We start from the raw sequence: 21,212 nt of genomic DNA, 5'->3' as shown, positions 1-21,212 counted from the left end.
AATTAAATTATGGTGAAAATTAATGCAAAACCGGTCAATTTTAAACTGGGTGAATACATCAGCAACGGCTTCGACTTTACAAAAAATAATTTTGGAAATGTATTTGTAGCTTTTCTGCTTTGTGTGCTGATGAGCATTATTCCTTTCTGTGGTTTTTTGGCAGTAGGCAACTTTTATCGATATTGCAGGGATTTACGGGCGGGAAGACAGGTTAGCCCCGGCGATATTTTCAATTTCGATAATTTTATGCCGTATTTTATCATGCAGTTAATCTTAATCGGCGGGATTATGCTTATTTATATCCCGATGATTGCAATGATTCCGTTAATGGCCGACAGAGATCCTTCAGCAGGACTTCCGGTGTTTTTCATCATCTATATATTTGCCATTTATGTTGTAATTTTGATCGTATGTTTAAAGGGGTTCTACATGCCGGCCCTTATATCGCTTGGCGGGGTTACGGAAATTAAAACGGCATGGAAAATGTCTCTTGCCATGACCAAAGGTAACCTGCTGACCATCTTTTTATATGCGTTGGTAGTAGGTATTTTGGCACAACTGGGAATCATAGCCTGTTTTATCGGCCTTATTTTTACAATGCCGTTAATGTATGTCTGCCATTATTTTGCTTACGAAGATGCAATGAAGCAGGTGACCTATGACGAAATTCAGGAAATTGGAATTAAAAATGAATTTTAAAATTAAAAATATCAAGATCAGACAGCCAAAATTCTGGCTGTTGCTGCTGTGCCTGGGAGTTCTGAATTCCTGCTACAGCTTTACGGGATCATCTCTTACGGACGAAAAAACCATCCAGATTAATGAATTCCCGAACAATGCACCATTGGTAAATCCTACCCTGTCGCAGCAGTTCTCCACGGACATCCAGAACCGTTTCCTGCAACGGACTACATTGAAAGGAACCAAAGAAAACCCGGATATCCTGGTGGAAGGTGAAATTACGGATTATTCTATTACGCCGACAACCATCGGTTCCAATACGGTAACCAACCAAAATACCGGTGGGGTGGTGCAGGAATCCCAGAATAAGCTGACGATCACGGTGAAAGTCCATTATGAAAACAAACTTCATCCGGATTTCAGTTTTGACAGAACATACAGTGACGAGGCTGTATTCAACAGTAATCTTTCACAATCTGAGATCGAATCTTCTCAGGTGAAAATTGCAACGGACAGAATTATAAACAAGATATTTAACGATATTGTAGCGAATTGGTAAGATGAATCATAGAGTTTTAGAATTATTAAAGGCCCCAAAAAATATTCAGTCAGAAGATCTAAATCTTCTGAAAGAAGAGATTAATTCTTTTCCCTATGTTCAGAACATCAGAGCGTTGTACCTGTATGGGGTCCATTTATACGATAAAGAGAATTACCAGCAGGTACTTTCTACCACAGCGGCCTATACTACGGATAAAAAAATTCTTTACCATCTTATTAACGGTAAGATCCGGCAGCAGCCGAAACCTGAAATAAAACAGGATACAGAAAAAACTGTTTCTGTTGAAAAGCCTTTAAAAGGTTTGTATCAGACGAAAACGACCGGTTTTCCGATCAAAAGGGAAGATGCGCCTGTAAATGCAGAACCTGAAATAAAGGAACAATCTTCAGCAGAAACTATTAAAGAACTACAGGATGCAGAGGGCCGTATTCTCCCTCCGCCGAGAGAAGAAATCAAGCACCTCTATATAAACGGAGAGCGCAACAGGATCCTTTTTGAAGGCGAAGAAAACTTCCTTGATGACGATACGGTAGAAACCATAGACCTGGAGTCTACTCTGGAATCCGGCTCAATCGTGACCCGGAAAACAGAGAAAAAAGAAGAGCCGGCTGCTGTTTTGGAAGAAAACCGGCTGTCAGAACCGGCTGATCCTGAAACTCATGAAGTACAGGCAATCGAAGAAAAAGAAGAATCTTTACCTGAAACCGCTGATGAGAAGGAAGAAATCAATGTGGAATCGGAAGAAAAAAAGAATATAGATGAATCCGGAACTGCCCTTCTGGAAGAGTCCAATCCGGATATTCAGAATAATGACTTCAAAGAGGAAGCAGAAAGTCATCAGGTAGGAAATACTCCCTCTGAAACTGTTGATAGACACACTATTGAGGACGAGGAGACAGCTACAGCCGAACCGGTTGAAGAGGAAAAAGACGCAGAAACATCCGAAGCAGACTCCCATGAAATAAAAGTTATCATGGATGCCTTGCAGGAAGATAATCCTGAAGCAGCATCAGATCATGAGACCACAGCTTATGAAGCTGAAAGCAAGGGAAATACCCAACCGGAAAAAACAGAAGAGTTTACACCGGAAACCATTGTTGAAGAAGAAAATATCAGTGCTGAATCTGAGAAAGAAGAAATTCTGGATGAATCTGAACTAAGTTTCCATGAAACGGAAGCCTTTATGCCGGAAGTACAGATCGCTGCTGATGAGCCGGAGGAAATAGAGAACCTTGAAAGCTCAGATCCTGATCCTGCACCGGAAATTTCAGACTTTACTTCTGAAAAAATTATCAATGAGGATGAAATTGCATCTGAAAAAGCAGAAGATACCGTTCAGGATAAATCCGAGCTAAGCTTCCATGGGACAGAATCATTCCTGCCGGAAGTGAAAATTCAGGCCAATGAAGAGGAAACGATAAACAAGCTTCCTGCGCAAAACCTCAGCAAGCATGAAGATGAAATGCGCCGCCTCATCGAGGAGGTTGAGAAAAAAATGAAGGAAAAAGCGGCTTCCGAAGAAAATAAAAAAACCGAAGAGCCTGAAAATACCGGTCATGATATCAGTTTTGCGGAAACCCAGCAGTTTGAAGTAACATCTGCTAAACCGGAATTACCGGAAGTCAAAGAAGAGAAAAAGGAAAATTCCGATAAAGCAGAATCTCGATTAAAAGAACAAGCAGAAGCACAGGTTCAGACTTCTGAACAGCCTATAGCAAACCCCGAAGAAGAGCAGACAGAAACCAGATCCTGGAAGCCGATGTCATTTGACTCCAATATTCCTGATTCTTTGTTGTTTAAATCTGCCGAAGCTGCTCAAACTGTTGCGGAAGTTTCAAAGGAAAAGACTGTTAAAGAAGAAACTCAGGGTGAAAACCTTAAAGAGGCTGAAATAGTAGCAGAAACAGAAACTGAAGAAAACTCAGATTTAAATAATAACCTATCTGCAGACGATCAGGAAATGCCTGAACCTATTGAGGAAGGTGAATTAATAACTCAGGTAAAAACTGATGAAGAAGAGCGTGTCATGAATGTTTCTTTTTTCGGTTCCGGATGGACCATTCCACAGCCCGAAAAAAAGGAAGCCTCTCAGAAAAGCAATGAAGCAGCTGAAAAAGAGACTGAACTCCCCGGAGAAAAGTCTTCTGAAGCACCGAAGACAAATATTTTCGACAGTAATGTTCCCGGATTTATCAATACCTGGCAGAGCTGGCTTAAAATCGACCGGACGGAAGAAGTGGTAAAAGAAAAGGCCGAGCTTAAAAACAAGGTCATTGAAACCTTTATCGAAAACAATCCCAGGATCAGTCAGCTTAAAGAAGAAAGCAGTTTTGTAATTAAAGAAAAAGGCGATGATATTTCGCATCTGATGACCGAAACCCTGGCCAATCTGTATTTTGAACAGAAACTGTATACGAAAGCCATTAAAGCCTTTGAAATTCTGATCAAGAAAACGCCCGAAAAGAAAAAATACTACGAAGGAAAGATTCAGGAGATCAAAGACTTCAGAACCAAAGGATAAAGCAGAGCTAATGAGTATTGATCACGGCTTATCATATTACTTCCATAGGCTTAGCTGTAATTTTACTGTATATTGCAGTTCTGCTTTTCCCAATTATAGGTTTTCTGGAAACTATCCTGGGAAAATTTATCCGGAAAAAATGGAATGAACAAATTGAATTGAAATAGAGGCGGCGGAAGTTTTTCCGCCGTTATTCATGTTGGCCGCGCCATAGCTTTCTTTTTTCTAAATTTCCGCCACAGTTTCCTCCCAAAAAATACAACACCGATAATCAGGAGAATGGCACAAGCAGCAGCAATAACAGGAGCTGCCATCGCCAGGAAAGCCATTATGCCTGCTCCGGCCGTTTCCGTAGTTCCTACCACAGAATTTCCCAGTCCGCCGGTTGTCGCCGTTGAAGCAGCCCGCAGCCCCGCAAAGCCAGAACTTATTGTCGCTGCCGTTCCACCGCCGGCAATTAATCCCAAAGCCCATTGCGGAAAGGTTCCCAGCTCTGCAAACTGGCTGGCAAATAAAACCGAACCTGCAACTGTAGCCATCGGGACGGAAACCGTATCCAGCAGATGATCGACAAAAGGGATATAATAAGCCAGAATTTCGACAATGGTAGCAATACCGGTGGTGATAAGTGCCGGAAGTCCTGCAAGCCACTCAAAACTTTCGTTCATGGGAATCCAGTGAAAATAGGAGGCCAGGCTTACGGCAAACATCGGGAGAAATACCCTGAAGCCGGTAGCTGCAGCCAGCCCGATACCGATAAATGCACTTAGCACATAAGAGAAATAGGGAACATGATCTAACATATTAATTTTCAGATTTATGGTTGCCCTAAGATACGAAAAGTAGAAGAAAAATTTAATATTGAATCTTATATAAAATATATAACTGATTTTGTGAAAACAGGAGCTACGGTTTTTTCTGAGCCTGGCAAAGCCTGATGAACTGGGCTTCCACTTCCTGGAATTTCTGGGGCATTTCCGAAGAAGCCCAGAAGAGCATTGCCATCGTTTGGTCGCCGAAGGCCTCTTTAAAGGCCTCTTTATTCAGCCGGTACGATTCACGCAGCAGTCTCTTGATGCGGTTTCTGTGAACCGCTTTTTTGAAATATTTTTTGGAAACTGAGACCGCAAATTTCGTGCTTTCAACAGGAGTTGCAGGTTTGTTTTTCAAAATGATGATCCTCAAATTCCCGTTTGTTCTCCATTTTCCCTTTTCGAAAAGTAAAGAGATCTCGGTATTTTTTTTGAGTTTTTCGGCTCTGGGATATTTGAAGTTTGTCATGACAGGGGTAAAGATAAGGGATAATTTTTATTTATAGCAGGGCCTCGGCTTTGCCAGGCGTAACTTATACGGTAATGGATTGCCTGATATGTCGAAGCTTTTAATACCCGATTAATCCTTTTTCATCAGATAATTAATGACTTCCGAAGCAGCATACAGTCCGAAAATAGCCGGCATATAACTGATGGTTCCGTAAAAAGACCGCTTGTAATTGGTTCCGTCAGTCATTTTCAGGCTCTCTTCGTTCTGGATTTCACCAGAAAACACACAGCGCACCCCCTTATCGATTTTTTCTTTTTTCAGCCTTTTTCGGACCTGTCTCGCAAGGTGGCAGTCTGCAGTCTTGCTGATATCGCGTACCATCACTTTGCTCGGATCGATCTTTCCGCCCGCTCCCATGGAACTTACGATTTTTATCCTCCTTTTTTTTGCGGCAATAATCAAACAAAGCTTTGGGGTTACACTGTCGATGCAATCCAGTACATAATCGAATGTTGCGGAATCCAATACTTCATCCATTCTTTCCGGATTCAGGAACTCGTTGATTTTTGTAAGGTTAAGCTGAGGATTAATATCCATAAGCCTTTCCGCGACTACTTCCACCTTATGCTTTCCTACGGTTGAATGAAGGGCCGGCAGCTGTCTGTTGATGTTGGTAATATCTACGGTGTCGCCGTCAACAATCGTCATGTTTCCGACTCCGGCTCTGGCAAGGAACTCTGCTGCAAAAGAACCGACACCTCCTAAACCTACTACCAGAACCGTAGCCTTATTCAACTTTTCCAAACCTTCTTCCTTGATGAGGAGCTCTGTTCTTTCCAACCAGTATTTATCCATTTTTTATTGTCTCTAGATTTTCTGTAATTTGTTTATTTAACTCTTCCAGCGAAATTCCCTTCAGTTCAGCAACTTTTCCGTACAATTCTTCGATGCGGAAATCATCATTGTCGGTTTCCAGAAAAATTTTGTCTAAAGGAGTAATTTTCAAAGTATTTTGCAAAGATAAATTATACAAAACCGCTTTTCCAAAACTCAGATAAAAATTATTTTTCAGCAGATCTGCTGCAATGCTGTCTTTTTTATTAAAACCGTGGATGACCATGGGTTGTTCAGCATATTTTTTAAAGGAAATCACTTCATAAAATTTCCGGACACAGTGGATAATCAGCGGCTTTTTTATTTCATTGGCCAGCCGGATCTGTTTTAAGAAAACTTCATCCTGTATTTTCTGATCCGTTTCTGCAAAGGAATCCAGCCCGCATTCCCCGATTGCAAAACAGTGGTCCGTAATATTTGCACACAGCCGGCTCCATTGGTTTTCGAATTGATCGGTATCGATAGTTTTAGGATGGATTCCGACCGAATAGGGAAAGTCAGGTGGTGTTTCTCCAGCTTCAAGATTGTAAATACCATGGGCCGTCTGTTTATTATGATGATGAAAATTGAAAAATTCCATTTTCAAAAATACTATTAATTTATATTTAATGTAAATTCCTTAAACGAACGTTTATAAATCTGTTAAAAATTCTTAACTTTACTCAAAGTGCATTCATGAAAAAAAAATTTACAGAAAAGCAAATCCACATTTTAGACATTGCCGAAGAACTGATTGCAAAAAAAGGCTACGAAGGAACTTCGGTAAGGGATATCTGTTCCAAGGCTAATATTAACGTCGCTATGATTTCCTATTACTTCGGGTCCAAAGAAAAAATGATGTCTTACCTTTACCAGTACCGGGTTCTTAAAACCAGGGAAAACTTTTCGGGGTTTGCCGATACCATCAAAGACGGAAAGCCGGAAATGCAGATGAAGGAAATGATCAAGTACATTGTTGGGCAATTGTTTAAATACAATTATTTCCACGGTTTCGTAACCCAGGAACTCCGCCATACCGATCATGTAAAAGATGAACTGATGGATTTTTACCAGCTGTTTGTTAAAAAACTTGACGAAGTCATCAAAAAAGGAGTGGCTTCCGGCGTGTTCACCTTTACTCCGAAACCGGAAGATGTGCTTACCACCATCATCGGCTCTACCTTATTCGTTATCCGCAACCGTAATTTTTATGAACTCTATGTTCCCAATAAAAATGATGAAACCTATGCTAAGGAAGCAGAGAAAAAGGTAAGGATGAATCTTTTAATGAGTGTTTTTGCAATTTTAGGATACGCAGCCGACTAAATTTACGTTAAATAATCATAAAAAAAAATCTATTGGCAAAAAAGTTATATTTTTGCAAATTAGTAAATCGGCTGTAATCCGAAAACTGTTGAATTTTTTATATGAAAAAATATATTTTAGGTCTTTTTACTGTAGCAGTAGTAGCGTCTTGCGTAAGTAAGCAGGAAAGGGCAATGAAAAGTGCGGATAAGAATCTGATCTTAAAGACGGCTAACGAAAACTTTGCTAAAAAGAAGTGGAAAAATGCTTTGGCACTTTACGACAGGCTTCCGAATCTGGTAGCGGGAACTGATGACGCACCTAATGTGGTCTTCAATTCTGCCTATGCCAACTACTATGATAAAAATTACAGATTAGCGGGAAACCAGTTCAAGAATTTTGCCATCAGCTTCCCTCAGGACAGCCGTAAGGAAGAGGCGGCATATATGTCGGCCTTATGTTATTATGAAGGATCAATGGATTACAACCTGGACCAGTCTACCACACAAACTGCGATCAACGAGCTTCAGGACTTCCTGAACAACTATCCGACTTCAGAAAGATCCAAAAATATCAACACCCTGATTGACGAATTGTCTTACAAGCTGGAGTTCAAAGCATATGAAAATGCAAAGCAGTATTATAAAATGGGCGAATATAAGGCAGCGAACGTAACGTTTGAAAATGTGCTGGAAGATTTCCCAAGTACAAAGCTTCGTCCGCAGATTTATGATTATATCGTGAAGTCCCGTTACGAGCTGGCTACCAAATCGGTTTACGATCTTAAAGACGAGCGTATCGAAAGTGCATTGGCCTTTACCAGACAGATTGAAAAGGAAATGCCGGATACCGACGTGGCCAAAACGGCTCTAGACCTCAGGGAAAAGCTGGAAAAAGAAAAGAAAGATTTTGTTGTTGTTAAAAAGAATACCGAAGCAAGAATTGCCGCTTTAACGGAGAAGCAGAAAAGACTGGAAGCGCAGAATGCGGAGAAAGCAAAAACCGAACAGCAGGCAAAAGATCAGGTGGATGCTGAAAAGAAAGCAATGCAGATCCAGAGGGACAGTGCGGCGATAAATACCCCTCCGCCGGCAGCGACTTTCAAAATTCAAAGATAATTCGTAAATTTGCGAACTTAAATAAAAAATAATATTCTCAAAATGAGTGTAAAAGATACAAAAGCAGAAGTAAATACAATTACTTACGATAAAGATAAGATTGAAGACAATGTAGGCTCAATCTACGAAGCGATTGTTATCATGGGAAAAAGAGCAGAGCAGATCAATGCTGAAATCCGTACGGAACTTCACAATAAGCTTGACGAATTTGCCGTGCACAATTCAACATTGGAAGAAGTTTTTGAAAACAGAGAGCAGATCGAGATCTCCAAACATTACGAAAAACTTCCTAAGCCGACTTCCATTGCGATTGAAGAATGGCTAAACGGTGATGTTTACTTCAGAAAAACGGAGGAAAGAAAATAAGTACGTCTTTTATGATCATGCATAACTTTAATTTAAGCATGATAAATTATAGAAAACATTCTGTAAAATATAGGTTTTACAGAATGTTTTTTTTATATAAAAAACAGGGCCTTATTTTTATTACTTTTACGGCGTAACATTTTAACGAAATATCGTGCTGTTCAATTCAATAAGCTTTTTACTGTTTTTACCGGTAGTTTTCATCCTGTACTGGTTTTTTTTCAATAAAAAATATAAGTACCAGAATATCCTTTTACTGGTTGCCAGTCTCTACTTCTATGCATGCTGGGACTGGAGGTTTCTGCTGCTCCTTATGTTTTCCATTGCGCTGGATTTCTTTTCCGGAATACAGATCGAAAGAAGCAAAACGAAGCACGCTGCCAAATTCTGGCTTGTCTTAAGCATCGGTATTAATCTCGGTTTCCTGGGCTTTTTCAAATATTACAACTTTTTTGCAGAAAGCTTTTCGGAGCTGCTCCAGGGATTTGGTTTCCAGGTAAATGTCATGCTTTTGCATATTGTCTTGCCGATCGGTATTTCCTTTTATACCTTTCACGGCCTTTCCTATATTATCGATATTTATAAAAAAAGAATTTCCGCAGAAAGAAATCCTATTGATTATGCCGTTTTCGTAAGCTATTTTCCCCTCTTGGTGGCAGGGCCTATTGAAAGGGCAACCCACCTTCTTCCGCAGATCCAGAAAGAAAGGGTATTTAATTATGAACAGGCTGTAGACGGGATGCGGCAGATCCTGTGGGGCTTCTTCAAGAAAATCGTAATCGCGGACAATTGTGCCCCGATCGTCAATGAGATCTTTACCCATTACCAGACAGAGAGCAGCAGCAATCTGGCCATCGGTGCCGTTCTGTTTGCTTTCCAGATCTACGGGGATTTTTCCGGGTATTCGGATATTGCCTTGGGGGTATCGCGCCTGTTCGGCATTGAGCTTCTTAAAAACTTTGCTTTTCCATATTTTTCAAGGGACATTGCCGAATTCTGGAGAAGATGGCATATTTCCCTTTCTACCTGGTTCCGGGACTATCTGTATATTCCTTTAGGAGGCAGCAAAGGCGGAATGCTGATGAAAATAAGGAACACCTTTATTATTTTTCTTGTCAGCGGGTTCTGGCACGGTGCCAACTGGACCTTTGTGATCTGGGGCGGCTTAAACGCCGTTTACTTTTTACCGCTGCTGGTATTCGGGAAAAACCGTGAGAATCTTGAAGTGGTCGCCATGAACCGGCTGGTCCCTTCCTTCAGGGAAATTTTCCAGATCCTGATTACCTTTTCACTGGTGTGCCTTGCCTGGATTTTCTTCCGTGCAGAAAGTGTTTTACAGGCCATCCTGTATATCAAAAGGTTATTCGGTAAAACCTTGTTGTCATTACCTGACCCCATGCCATATAAAGTATTGGCCTTTGTTGCTGTTATGATGATTATCGAATGGCTGAACCGGCGGAAATTTCACGGGCTCGAAATCCGGGAATATAATCCGTGGCTGCGGCGAGGTCTGTACCTGATTATCATTTTTATCATCCTGCGTTATGCCAATTTCGGCAGCAATGAATTCATTTATTTCCAGTTTTAATATGAAGAAATTTATTATTAAAATAGCATGCTGGCTGCTTTTCCTTTTCCTGCTGGGTTACGGTTTGTCATCCGTTAAAAAATACAAGCTCTATGGTGAATATTTTATCAGGCAGAAAGTCCGTTATTATGATAAGAATGGCGCCGGGTATAATGCTCTTGTCTTCGGCAGCAGCAGGATGTATCGCCAGGTCAATACGGGATTGCTGGATTCCGCAACTTCCCATAAGGTAAAAGCCTACAACATGGCAAGCGGAGGAACCTTCTTTTCCGAAAGCATGTATGAATACCGGCATACAAACATTCATAAAAATGTAAAGTACCTGTTTTTTGAAATTCAGGATGTACAGCCGTTTGACATCAATGCTTACACCGAGAAGTTTTTATACTGCCACGATCTTCCTACAGTAAAATTCGAACTTGAATATTTTACACACAATAAAGACTGGAATTCTTCATTTTTGTCAGTTTCCCATTGGTTTGCCAATATTTTTTACTTCAAAAAACTAGGACAACGTGATAAAACCATTAATGAATTTACAGACTACAACAACGGCTATTTTCCTTTGGAAAAAGATTACAACAGCATGGTAAGTGTAAGGAAGGCACGGTCAATTTATCTGAAAGATACTATGCTGATCTATAAAAACCGCATTGATGCCGAAAAAGGCCCGAAAAAGAAACTGAATCCGGCTCTGGTTTCCAAACTCAGACTTTTGGCAGAAGATTGTCAGAAAAAAAGGATTAAATTATTTCTTGTCCTTCCTCCATTTTCTACCCCAACAGATTTGTCGGATGTTAAGACGATTCCCCATACGAGAATCCTGGATTTTTCTTCCCGTAAGGCATTCCGTGAATTATATACTAACAGAAATGCTTATGATAACGGCCACCTTAATAGGCATGGGGCTACTTTATTTACCGAAAAACTGGCAGACAGTCTTAATCATCTCATCCGATAGCATATTTTATCAGACAGAGCATGAGAGGCAGTTTAGTCAGAGTTTTTAGACATATTACATGAAAAATAAGTAATTTAGTATTCTTAAAAATTAAAATAGGAATGGGTCTTTCCGGTAAAAAAATTCTCATCGCGATTTCCGGAGGAATTGCAGCATATAAAATTCATTTTCTCATCAGGGATTTTGTGAAAAAAGGGGCGGAAGTTCAGGTGATTATGACTCCTGATGCTGAAAATTTCGTTACCAAACTGAGTATTTCCACTTTGTCTAAAAATCCGGTCTATTCAGATTTTTACGGCAATAACGGAACCTGGAACAGCCATGTGGATATGGCCTTATGGGCTGATATAATGGTGGTTGCGCCCTGTACGGCGTCTACTTTGGCCAAGATGGTCCACGGAATCTGTGATAACCTGCTGATCGCTACTTATATGTCTGCCAAATGTCCAGTTTTTATTGTACCGGCGATGGATCTGGATATGTATGCGCATCCATCTACAAAGAAAAATCTGGAACTCGCAGAAAGCTACGGCCATACTGTTATTCCGGCGGAAAGCGGCGAGCTGGCCAGCGGATTGGTTGGACAAGGGAGAATGGCAGAACCGGAAACCATTGCAAAAACCATTGAAGATTTTTTTAAGACAGATCAGAAGGAAACACTGAAAGGCAAGACCGTACTGATTACAGCCGGACCTACATATGAAGCCATTGATCCCGTACGGTTCATCGGGAACCATTCTTCAGGGAAGATGGGCTTTTCCCTGGCAGAAGAAGCCGCTGTAAGAGGAGCCGAAGTCATTCTGATTTCCGGGCCGAGTGCTCAGAAGTCCGGTCATAAAAATATTGCATTGCATAAAGTGACTTCAGCTAAAGAAATGCTGGACAAGGTTTTTGAATTTTATGATCAGACGGACATTGGTATTGCCAGCGCTGCCGTTGCAGATTATGCTCCGAAAGAAGTTGCCAAAGAGAAGATTAAAAAAAATGATGATCATTTGATGATCGAACTGGTTAAGAACCCGGATATTCTTAAAACAATGGGTGAAAAGAAGAACCATCAGTTCTTAGTGGGATTTGCGCTGGAAACACAGAATGAAGAGGAAAATGCCAAAGCGAAACTGGAAAAGAAAAACCTGGACATGATCGTGCTGAACTCGCTTCGTGACGAAGGTGCCGGATTTAAAAACGATACCAACAAAATAAAAATATTTACCCGTACGGAAAAGAAAGAGTTTAATCTGAAATCAAAAGAAGAAGTTGCCAAAGACATTCTGGATTTTGTTGAGTCTCAACTTTTAAAATAAATTTAATAAATTTCCGTTCTCAATTTTTAATAGATAATGAAAAAATTTTTAAGTATATTTTTACTGCTCTTTATATTTAATACTAGTTTTTCCCAGGAGCTGCTGGCGACGGTACAGGTAAATTCCCAGCAGATAGGAGGAAGTAACCAGTCGGCGTACAAAGCTTTGGAGAAAAGTCTCCGGGATTTCATCAACAATACGAGCTGGACCGGAAAAAGACTGCAGAATTTCGAGAAAATAAAATCGAATTTTGCAATTGTAATTACCGAGAGAGACGGAAACCGTTTCAGGGGAAGCATTGTGATACAGGCGGTGCGCCCTGTATTCAGTAGCACTTACGAATCGCCGCTGATCAACCTTCAGGACAACCGGTTTTCTTTCGATTATGTGGAAAATGAAAACCTTATTTTCAACGAAAGACAGTTTTCGGGCAAAAACCTTATCGATGTCATCAGCTTTTACGTATATGTGATTCTGGGGCTGGATGCCGACAGCTTCCAGTCGATGTCCGGAACGCAGTGGTATCAGAAAGCCCAGCAGATTGCCCAGAACGGGGAATCCCAGAATACCTACGACGGCTGGAAGCAGATTAATGAGCCGAGAAGCCGTTCGATTCTGATCAAAGAAATTCTGAGCCCGAACTGGAGCCAGCTGCGTGCTACCATTTATTCTTATCACCGGGCCGGATTGGATACGCTGTTTAATCAGGACCAGACCCAGGGGAAAAAAGTGATTTTTGATGCCTTAATGCAGCTGAAACAATACGAAAATTCTTTTCAGCAGGCTTATTTCTTTAACCTGTTCATGGATACAAAGGCGGATGAGATCTTCAATATTTTCAATTCCGGAAACAACGGTGGGCTTGTACTGGGCGATCTGAAGAATGAAATGATTATTCTTTCGCCGAAAAATACCGAGTCCAGATGGAATAAATGGAAACAGTAAGTTAACTTGAATTCTGAAATCTAAAGTTCTATATTTGCAATAGCTAAAATAATCGCTATTATCAATGCTTTCGAGAATTTACATTAAAAACTTTGCCCTGATCGATACCCTGGAAGTATCGTTGCACAACGGATTGCAGGTCATCACCGGGGAAACCGGTGCCGGAAAATCGATTATCCTGGGAGCGCTGCGGCTGATCCTCGGGGAGCGGGCAGACGTAAAATCCATCTCCAAAGCACAGGAAAAAAGCATCGTTGAAACTGAATTTTCCTTAAATAACCAGTTCAAGAAATTCTTTATTGAAAACGATTTGGATTATGAACACCAGACCATCATCCGGAGGGAAATCCTGCCTTCGGGGAAATCGAGGGCGTTCATCAATGACGTTCCGGTAACCCTGGATATTTTAAGGGAATTGTCTTCTCAGCTGATCGATATCCACTCCCAGTTCGAAACATCCAATCTTTTTACTTCGGAATATCAGTTTAAAATTATCGACGGGCTTTCTGAAAACAGACAGACCATACAGAACTATCAGAATGAGTTTTCCGATTTCCAGAGCCTTAAGATACAGCTTAAAAAGCTGCAGACCCAGCTTTCGGATGCCAATAAGGAAAGCGATTACAAAGCCTTTCTTTTAAATGAGCTTGAAGAACTGCATCTGAACGATGTGGATTTTGAAGACCTTCAGAACCAGCTTTCCATTCAGGAAAATGCGGGGATGATTTCCGATAACCTGGCGCAGGTTTTATCCCGGTTCCATCAGGAAGAAGTGGGGATCTTTTCTTTTTTTAATGAAGCCAAAAACAAGCTGGGGAAAATTGCCGAGGTTTCCCAGAGTTTTGCCGAGCTTCATGAAAGACTGGAAACTTCTTATGTAGAATTGAAAGACATTATTTCCGAACTGGAGAATGAAGCGGAAAGAATAGAAATAAATCCTGAAAATCTGGCCCTTCTTACTGAACTGAATAACCGGATCAACGCCTTGTTCCTGAAACATACGGTGAGTAACATTACCGAACTCCGGGAAGTAAGAGACCAGCTGGCAGGCGACCAGAAAGGGGCTTCCGAGCTTGAAGCGCAGATTATCGAAGTGCAAGAGGGTATTTTTAAAAAAGAGAAGTCGCTTCAGGTGATTTCCGATAAACTTTCCAAGAACAGGAAGAAAAGCATTCCGGTATTCATAAAAAAAGCCGAAGCTTTACTTAAAAAATTAGGCCTTGAAAAAGCAAGGGTGGATATCGAGCTGAAGGAAGCGGCGGAGTTCAATCTTTTCGGGAAAGAAAACATCCAGCTTTTGTTTCAGGCGAATTCCGGGTTTCCCCTGAAACCGATCCAGACGGCTATTTCCGGCGGGGAAAGATCGAGGGTCATGCTGGCTGTAAAGAAAATCATTGCCGAAAGCGATGAACTGCCGACTTTAATTTTAGACGAAATTGATACCGGCGTTTCAGGAAAAGTAGCCGAGGAAATCGGAAACCTGATGCGTGAAATGTCTGCCGATATGCAGCTGATCGTTATTTCCCACCTCGCGCAGGTGGCGGCCAAAGGAAACAACAACTATAAGGTTGTAAAACAGGATGTCGCCGGAAGAACCCAGTCGACCATCATCCCTTTAAACGAAAAAGAAAAGCTCAATGAAATTGCCCAGCTGCTTTCCGGAAGCAAGATTACGGAGGCGGCACTGGCGCAGGCGAAGGAGTTGATCGGATAAGACTTCAAAATTCACTGATTTTTATGGATAAAAAGCAGCTTCTGGAATGGGTTTATGAAGAGATCGATTTCAAGGATGGTGAATTGAAAGACGGTAAAATAACCTGGAAAAACATTTTTGAAGCTGAACATGTGGTTTATGCTAAAGATATTGCTTATCAGGATGATAAGTTGGCATGGTATGAGAATAATGAAGTGGGCCTTGATCTGTTAAAGCTGAAAATCAATAAAAATTTTGTTTTGGAATGGAAAGTTCAGACAAATACTATGGGATTTTCCTATGGCGGCTGTCAGCTGATTGATTTTTGTGAAAATTATTTAATTGTCATTTATATAGATAAGCATGGCAAAACATTAGTTTTGATTAATACTGATAGACTGGATATGACCAGGATACACTTGAACCGATATGCTCTTGTGGATTTCAACAGAGATAAATTGGTCATAAAAAACAACAAAAGTGAAGATGCAGATTTTTCAGTAAAATTTCACAGCCAGACTTTTACAAAAGAGACTTTTAATAAATAAAATTGTTTAGAGTAATCCATGCTTGATTTCTATTATCGTTAAAACTTTGTAACATTTTTACCCTTCCTTTAACTAATAAGAAAAAGGTAACTATGTTTATACAATTCCTCAGACTAGAAATCAAAAGCTTTTTCCGCGGCAGCTCTTTAGGGATCAACCTGGCGATGAAAATTCTCCGTTTCATCGGGATTCTTTATTTTATGCTCTGCCTGGTGGGAGGCGCATTTGGTGCTTTTTACTATATCCAGGAAGAAATGCACCAGGATCCGGTAAAGGTCATTTCCAAATTTTTAATTATCCTCTGGGCGGTTGACCTGATTTTTAAATACCTCTGGCAGGAATTGCCGACACAGAACATCAAGCCTTTTCTTACGCTGAATATTTCCAAAAAGACGCTGGTGAATTATATGCTGATCAAAACCTTTCTGAATGCGTTCAGCTGGCTGAATTCCCTGTTTCTGATTACTTTTTCCGTCATTGCATTGTTCAACGGGTATGATGCTTTAGGCATGATTACCTGGCTGATCGGAGTTTCCCTGCTGTTTTACCTGAATAATTTTATCAACATCCTATTTAATGATAAAGAGGCTGTTGCGATTCTGATAGGCGGTCTGTTTGCAGCGGCTATCGGATTGGCATATTACCGTATTGTTCCGGTATTGGATTATTCGGAGCGGTTTTTCTACAATTTTTATGAGAAGCCTTATTTTATAGTGATTTCCATTGTATTGTTCTCAGGACTCTGGAAAATCTGTTTCAGCCACATCCGTAAAATCTTTTATCTGGATGAAGGCCTGGAAGCGAAAAAGGAAATCGGCAAAACGGAGAATATTGTATTCCTGAATAAATTCGGAGCCATCGGTACGTTCATCAACAATGATATCAAAATGCTTAAGCGGAATAAGGTCACAAAAGGGATTATATGGGGAAGCTTCCTCTTCCTCTTTTACGGCATGCTGATGTTCTCTTCTTCCATTTACAAAACACCGGCGATGATGATGTTTATGGGTCTGTTTGTCACGGGAGGATTCCAGTTTTTATTCGGGCAAAGGGTTCCGGCCTTTGACAGTTCGTATTACCCGCTCATGATGACACTGAATGTGCCTTACAAAGAATATTTAAAAGCCAAATGGTGGCTGATGAATATTGTGACCGGCTTTTCTATGATCCTGGCGGTATGCTATGCCTATTTCGGCTGGGACATGTATCTCACATTCTTTGCAGCAGGAATTTACAACATCGGGGTGAATTCCCAGTTTACCCTGTGGTCCGGTGCTTTTAATAAAATGCAGATCGATCTCAATTCAAAAGAAAAAAGATTCGGACAGAAGAACAGCTTTAATCTCAAGTCCATGCTGCTGCTCATTCCGAAAATGATCCTGCCCATGGTGGTGTTCGCCCTGATGAAATACTTCTTTAATATTACTGCAGGGGTAATCAGTATTGCAGTTTTGGGACTGATTGGGTTTTTATTAAGGGAAAAAATCTTCGACATCATCGTCAGACATTATAAGGTAGAAAAATACAGTACATTAGAAGCATTCAAAAACAAAGATTAAACATATGATCACGATACAGAATTTAACAAAGACTTACGGTAAAGCCACCGTTTTAAATATAGAACATCTTGAAATTACCAAAGGGGAAACTTTCGGTCTGGTAGGAAACAACGGGGCCGGCAAAACCACGCTTTTCAGCCTGATGCTGGATCTGATCCAGCCGACCACAGGCTTTGTAAGCATCGATGGAATTAAAGTCAATGAATCCGAAGCCTGGAAAAACAAAGTCTCCGCTTTTGTGGACGATTCTTTCCTGATCGGATATCTGACGCCGGAAGAGTATTTTTACTTTATCGGTGAACTGAGAGGACAGAATAAAGCATCGGTAGACGATTTCCTGAAACAGTTCCACGATCTTTTCAGTGGGGAAATTTTAAACTCCGGGAAATATGTTCGTGACTTATCGAAAGGGAATCAGAAAAAAGTAGGAATTGTGGGTGCCATTATCGGAAATCCGGAAATCATTATTCTGGATGAACCTTTTGCCAATCTGGATCCTTCTACGCAGATCAAACTGAAAAATCTGATTAAAGAATTATCCAAGCAGGATGGCGTAACCTTCCTGATCTCCAGCCATGACCTTTCCCACACAACGGAAGTCTGCAACAGGATCGTGGTGGTCAACAAAGGACAGCAGGTAAAAGACATCCGGACCAATCCGGAAACCCTGAAAGACCTGGAGCAGTATTTTGCCGATCAGATTTCAAGTCCGGTTGAAACAGTTACGGTAACGGATGATTTAAATTAAATTATTGGAATAAAAAATACCCTCGCCATTACAGCAAGGGTATTTTATTGTATGAATCTTACACTAAGTTTGTGATTCCGTAGGAATCAACGATGTTTAGCAAAGAATTTTTAAAAATAAGATTAAAACTCAGCAGCAGGTTTCCAGTCCACCACCGCTCTGATAAAGGCTTCTGCGTTTTCCACCGGGATATTCGGCAGAATACCGTGGCCCAGGTTGGCGATGTATTTATCCTTTCCGAAACGGTTGATCATTTCAGTCACCATCTTTTTAATGGTTTCCGGCGTAGAGTGCAGTCTTGCAGGATCGAAATTCCCCTGAAGGGTTATATTATGATTCGTAAATGTTCTGGCCAGTTCAGGAGTGATGGTCCAGTCAACACCTAACGCGGAAACCGGCGACTTGGCCATTTCTTCCAGGGCAAACCAGCATCCTTTTCCAAATACCACCACGTGCGTCAGCGGACTTAATGCTTCCACGATCTGACTGATGTACTGCCATGAGAATTCCTGGTAATCCGTAGGAGAAAGCATTCCGCCCCACGAATCGAAAACCTGAACGGCAGAAACGCCTTTTTCAACCTTTCTCTTTAAGTAAGCAATGGTGGTATCTGTAATTTTCTGTAACAGCAGATGGGCTGCTTCGGGCTGCTGGAAACAGAATGATTTGGCGATATCGAAAGCCTTGCTTCCTCTTCCTTCGACACAGTAGCATAAGATTGTCCACGGAGAACCGGCAAAACCGATCAACGGAATTTCATTGTCTAACTTTTGTAAAGTCAGTTCAATGGCATCAAAAACATAGCCTAAGGTATCATTCACATCCGGAACTGCAACGTTCTGCACCTGTTCCATGGTTCTTATCGGGGTATCCAGCCACGGACCTACATTTTCCTTCATTTTAAAATCGATTCCCATCGCCTGGGGGACCACGAGGATGTCGGAAAATAAAATCGCGGCATCCAGCGGAAACCTTCTGATCGGCTGTACGGTGATCTCAGAAGCAAGCTCCGGCGTCTGGCATCGGGTAAAGAAATCATATTGGTCGCGCAGGGCAATGAATTCCGGCAGGTATCTCCCGGCCTGTCTCATCATCCAGACCGGCGGTCTTTCTACGGTTTCTCCGCGAAGTGCTTTTAAGTATAGGTCGTTTTTAATCATAATATATAGTAGATTTTACTGCCAAAAATGACAATTAAAATATCAGTCTTTGTTTAAAATTTCTTTTCGGATCAGCTTCAGGACCGATTTTAAGGTGTTTCCTTCCGAAACGAAAACCGGCTGCGAAGTCTGTTTTCTCAGTTCGGCGGCCGTCGTTTCACCAATGGAAATCAGTTTCATATCTTCAAAGGAATTCCGATTTGCAAAACTACGAACTCCGCTCGGACTAAAAAACACAGCAGCATGATATTTTTCAGTTATTACCGGATTGATTTCCTCAGTGTTATACACGGTGATTTTCCGGTAGCTGATATTCTGCAATGGCAGGTTGCGGTCCAGTACATCCAGGGCAATATTCCCACAGAAATGCAGAAACTTCTCGTGCTGGCAGTGGGTAACGATAAATTTTGAAAGTTCGTCCGCGTTTCTGAGGACTTTGAAAGTGCCGAAACCATTTTTCCGCAATTCTTTTTTGGTCTTTTCACCGACGCAGTAAATCCGGTTGTAGTTTTTAGCCGTAAAATCTTCATTGGCCGTAAAGCCGTTTTCAAAGAAAGAGCTTACCCCTTTGGCACTTGTAAAGATCAGCGAATAATCTTTAAGGTCGAATGCAGGGATTTTTAATGTATTTGTCCGGATTACCTCAACACAATCCATCAGGATATCCTCTCCCAATTCTTTGGACAGGAGTGCCGGATCGATGGTTTTGGTAAATAAAATCTTCATTAAGGTTGATCTTTTAAATGCAGATCGGCAACCTGCCGTCTCACTTTATTCATGAAATCTTTTCCCGGATCCTCCTTTACGGTAAAATAATCGGGATCCGATTCTTTCCATAGCTTTGAATTTCTGAAAATCCCGTACTCCGAATGTCCGATGAGGTATTCGATTTTATATTTGCCGGTCAGATACCGGATCAGTTGCGCATTGGCTGCCACCTGAAGATCGTTAAGCGGTTCTTTCCTGCTGCCGATGTTTTCAATTCCGATGGAGCAATAGTTCAGTCCGATAGTGTGTCTCGCAAATTGGTCCGGCTCCATCAGCTGGTAGATCGTTCCGTCACGATCGACGATGTATTGCGAAGAAACATTCAGGGTGCTTTGTTTTTTTAATGTATTCCTGCCGCCTTCCAAATAGGTTTTATTAAAATATTTAAAATTGCTTTCCACATTTCCGTTGGCGGTATAATGAAGAACAATCATTTTAGGAATAATCGTCGGGGTTTTCTGAATAAGGCCGTGATGTTCCTTTAAATATTCCAGGCTCAGGCGCACCCTTTCCTGGGAATAGCTGATTGGCTTCCGGATCATTTTCGGTTCGCCGGTCTGTGCTTTTGCAAAGCCGATGATCAGAGCAACAAAAAAATAAAGGATCTTCTTCATGGCTTATTATTTCTGATATTGGTAATGTCCTGTAATTTTGAATTTGAACAGGCAGTCTTCCATCACCTGGCCTTTTCCGATATTATGAACAATCTGATACCGCTTGCCGTCAGCAGATTTCCGGCTTACTACCATTCCAATGTGCGTTAAATTACCCGGAAGAATCCAGGTAACGATATCTCCGGGAATAAATAATTCAGGTTTTGTTTCTATAGATTTTGATTTCCCGAATTTAGCAAAGAAGACCTGCAGGTTCGGAACCCTCCGGTGGTCGATATTGGTATCCGGTTTTTTCAGCCCCCAGGTTTTCGGATACTTCGAAAAGTTTTTTGCCATATCTTCATGCACTTCCTTCTGAAGATCGGTTCCCAGCTTCCGGTACGCCCTGATCACAACATCGGTACAGACGCCTTTATCAGCCGGAACATCACCGTTTGGATATGTAATAACGAAATAAGCAGGATCGTAAGTTACCTTATTCTTTATAAGGCTGAGTGCAGCATCAGAAAGTTTTTGGGCAAAAGGGTTCTGGGCTTTTAATAAAACCACGGAGAGCATGACGATCAGTATGGAAAAATATTTTTTCATCGATAATCAAATCCTTAACCTTTAAATTTTGATCTTGAACTTCGAAT

The 21,212-nt window shown here is 41.1% G+C and carries 22 protein-coding genes; 14 read left to right on the top strand and 8 right to left on the bottom strand.

The annotated features are described in order from the left end of the window. The first annotated feature begins 9 nt into the window (after positions 1-9). From FY557_RS12710 to FY557_RS12700, 3 genes are read left to right on the top strand one after another with little or no spacing between them, the layout of a single operon-like run. On the top strand, positions 10-699 hold the full coding sequence (locus FY557_RS12710; RefSeq protein WP_149247626.1) for a hypothetical protein: 690 nt from the start codon (positions 10-12) through the stop codon (positions 697-699). After that, on the top strand, positions 689-1,240 hold the full coding sequence (locus FY557_RS12705) for an LptE family protein (protein ID WP_149247625.1): 552 nt from the start codon (positions 689-691) through the stop codon (positions 1,238-1,240). Before FY557_RS12710 ends, FY557_RS12705 begins: the two co-directional genes overlap by 11 nt. 1 nt (position 1,241) lies before the next feature. Further along, complete coding sequence (locus FY557_RS12700; RefSeq protein WP_149247624.1) at positions 1,242-3,764, top strand: hypothetical protein; 2,523 nt, start codon at positions 1,242-1,244, stop codon at positions 3,762-3,764. A 194-nt stretch (positions 3,765-3,958) separates the two neighbouring features. Here the strand turns inward: FY557_RS12700 and FY557_RS12695 are convergent, their stop codons facing one another. From FY557_RS12695 to FY557_RS12680, 4 genes are all read right to left on the bottom strand, one after another. Next, the gene (locus FY557_RS12695) at positions 3,959-4,567 is read right to left on the bottom strand and encodes a DUF4126 domain-containing protein (RefSeq protein ID WP_149247623.1); all 609 of its coding nucleotides are present in this window, start codon (positions 4,565-4,567) and stop codon (positions 3,959-3,961) included. 103 nt (positions 4,568-4,670) lie between these two features. Continuing rightward, positions 4,671-5,045, bottom strand: coding sequence for a ribonuclease P protein component (gene rnpA / locus FY557_RS12690; protein WP_149247622.1), 375 nt, complete (start codon positions 5,043-5,045; stop codon positions 4,671-4,673). Between the two features lie 111 nt (positions 5,046-5,156). Next, positions 5,157-5,882 carry a ThiF family adenylyltransferase gene (locus FY557_RS12685; protein WP_149247621.1) on the bottom strand — a complete coding sequence of 242 codons (726 nt, stop codon included), beginning with the start codon at positions 5,880-5,882 and terminating at the stop codon, positions 5,157-5,159. After that, a complete protein-coding gene (locus FY557_RS12680; protein ID WP_149247620.1) occupies positions 5,875-6,501 on the bottom strand; it encodes a TatD family hydrolase in 627 nt (208 codons plus the stop codon). The genes FY557_RS12685 and FY557_RS12680 overlap by 8 nt, the downstream gene beginning before the upstream one ends. Positions 6,502-6,596: 95 nt before the next feature. On the opposite strand from FY557_RS12680, the gene FY557_RS12675 reads away from it, so the two are divergent. The 11 genes from FY557_RS12675 (at position 6,597) to FY557_RS12625 (ending at position 18,035) form a co-directional block, all read left to right on the top strand. Next, on the top strand, positions 6,597-7,226 hold the full coding sequence (locus tag FY557_RS12675) for a TetR/AcrR family transcriptional regulator (RefSeq protein ID WP_149247619.1): 630 nt from the start codon (positions 6,597-6,599) through the stop codon (positions 7,224-7,226). Positions 7,227-7,327: 101 nt separating this feature from the next. After that, complete coding sequence (locus FY557_RS12670) at positions 7,328-8,323, top strand: outer membrane protein assembly factor BamD (RefSeq protein ID WP_149247618.1); 996 nt, start codon at positions 7,328-7,330, stop codon at positions 8,321-8,323. A gap of 42 nt (positions 8,324-8,365) precedes the next feature. Next, entirely contained in the window at positions 8,366-8,689 is a 324-nt protein-coding gene (locus FY557_RS12665) for a DNA-directed RNA polymerase subunit omega (protein WP_149247617.1), read from the top strand. A 154-nt stretch (positions 8,690-8,843) separates the two neighbouring features. Beyond that, a complete protein-coding gene (locus tag FY557_RS12660; protein WP_149247616.1) occupies positions 8,844-10,277 on the top strand; it encodes an MBOAT family O-acyltransferase in 1,434 nt (477 codons plus the stop codon). Position 10,278: 1 nt separating this feature from the next. Then, positions 10,279-11,238, top strand: coding sequence for a hypothetical protein (locus FY557_RS12655; RefSeq protein ID WP_149247615.1), 960 nt, complete (start codon positions 10,279-10,281; stop codon positions 11,236-11,238). Between the two features lie 101 nt (positions 11,239-11,339). Continuing rightward, the gene (coaBC, locus tag FY557_RS12650; protein ID WP_149247614.1) at positions 11,340-12,542 is read left to right on the top strand and encodes a bifunctional phosphopantothenoylcysteine decarboxylase/phosphopantothenate--cysteine ligase CoaBC; all 1,203 of its coding nucleotides are present in this window, start codon (positions 11,340-11,342) and stop codon (positions 12,540-12,542) included. A gap of 36 nt (positions 12,543-12,578) precedes the next feature. After that, a complete protein-coding gene (locus FY557_RS12645; RefSeq protein WP_149247613.1) occupies positions 12,579-13,487 on the top strand; it encodes a DUF4835 family protein in 909 nt (302 codons plus the stop codon). 64 nt (positions 13,488-13,551) lie between these two features. Further along, the gene (locus tag FY557_RS12640; RefSeq protein ID WP_149247612.1) at positions 13,552-15,201 is read left to right on the top strand and encodes a DNA repair protein RecN; all 1,650 of its coding nucleotides are present in this window, start codon (positions 13,552-13,554) and stop codon (positions 15,199-15,201) included. A 23-nt stretch (positions 15,202-15,224) separates the two neighbouring features. Continuing rightward, the gene (locus FY557_RS12635) at positions 15,225-15,728 is read left to right on the top strand and encodes a hypothetical protein (protein WP_149247611.1); all 504 of its coding nucleotides are present in this window, start codon (positions 15,225-15,227) and stop codon (positions 15,726-15,728) included. 92 nt (positions 15,729-15,820) lie between these two features. Then, the gene (locus FY557_RS12630) at positions 15,821-17,287 is read left to right on the top strand and encodes a DUF5687 family protein (RefSeq protein WP_149247610.1); all 1,467 of its coding nucleotides are present in this window, start codon (positions 15,821-15,823) and stop codon (positions 17,285-17,287) included. A gap of 4 nt (positions 17,288-17,291) precedes the next feature. Beyond that, positions 17,292-18,035, top strand: a complete 744-nt coding sequence (locus FY557_RS12625; protein WP_149247609.1) for an ABC transporter ATP-binding protein — start codon at positions 17,292-17,294, stop codon at positions 18,033-18,035. A 122-nt stretch (positions 18,036-18,157) separates the two neighbouring features. Here the strand turns inward: FY557_RS12625 and hemE are convergent, their stop codons facing one another. Genes hemE through FY557_RS12605 form a run of 4 tightly spaced genes read right to left on the bottom strand, consistent with a single transcriptional unit; the run spans position 18,158 to position 21,165 of the window. After that, positions 18,158-19,195, bottom strand: coding sequence for a uroporphyrinogen decarboxylase (hemE, locus tag FY557_RS12620; RefSeq protein ID WP_149247608.1), 1,038 nt, complete (start codon positions 19,193-19,195; stop codon positions 18,158-18,160). Between the two features lie 42 nt (positions 19,196-19,237). Next, positions 19,238-19,921, bottom strand: coding sequence for a uroporphyrinogen-III synthase (locus tag FY557_RS12615; RefSeq protein WP_149247607.1), 684 nt, complete (start codon positions 19,919-19,921; stop codon positions 19,238-19,240). After that, positions 19,921-20,577, bottom strand: coding sequence for a peptidoglycan recognition family protein (locus FY557_RS12610; RefSeq protein WP_149247606.1), 657 nt, complete (start codon positions 20,575-20,577; stop codon positions 19,921-19,923). The genes FY557_RS12615 and FY557_RS12610 overlap by 1 nt, the downstream gene beginning before the upstream one ends. A 6-nt stretch (positions 20,578-20,583) precedes the next feature. Next, positions 20,584-21,165 (bottom strand): DUF1287 domain-containing protein, encoded by a 582-nt coding sequence (locus FY557_RS12605; RefSeq protein WP_149247605.1) that lies wholly within the window; start codon positions 21,163-21,165, stop codon positions 20,584-20,586. Positions 21,166-21,212 lie beyond the last annotated feature (47 nt).

It is taken from the genome of Chryseobacterium sp. SN22, assembly GCF_008329705.1.
In the GTDB taxonomy this organism is placed as follows: domain Bacteria; phylum Bacteroidota; class Bacteroidia; order Flavobacteriales; family Weeksellaceae; genus Chryseobacterium.
This window is presented reverse-complemented; position numbering and strand designations above follow the sequence as displayed.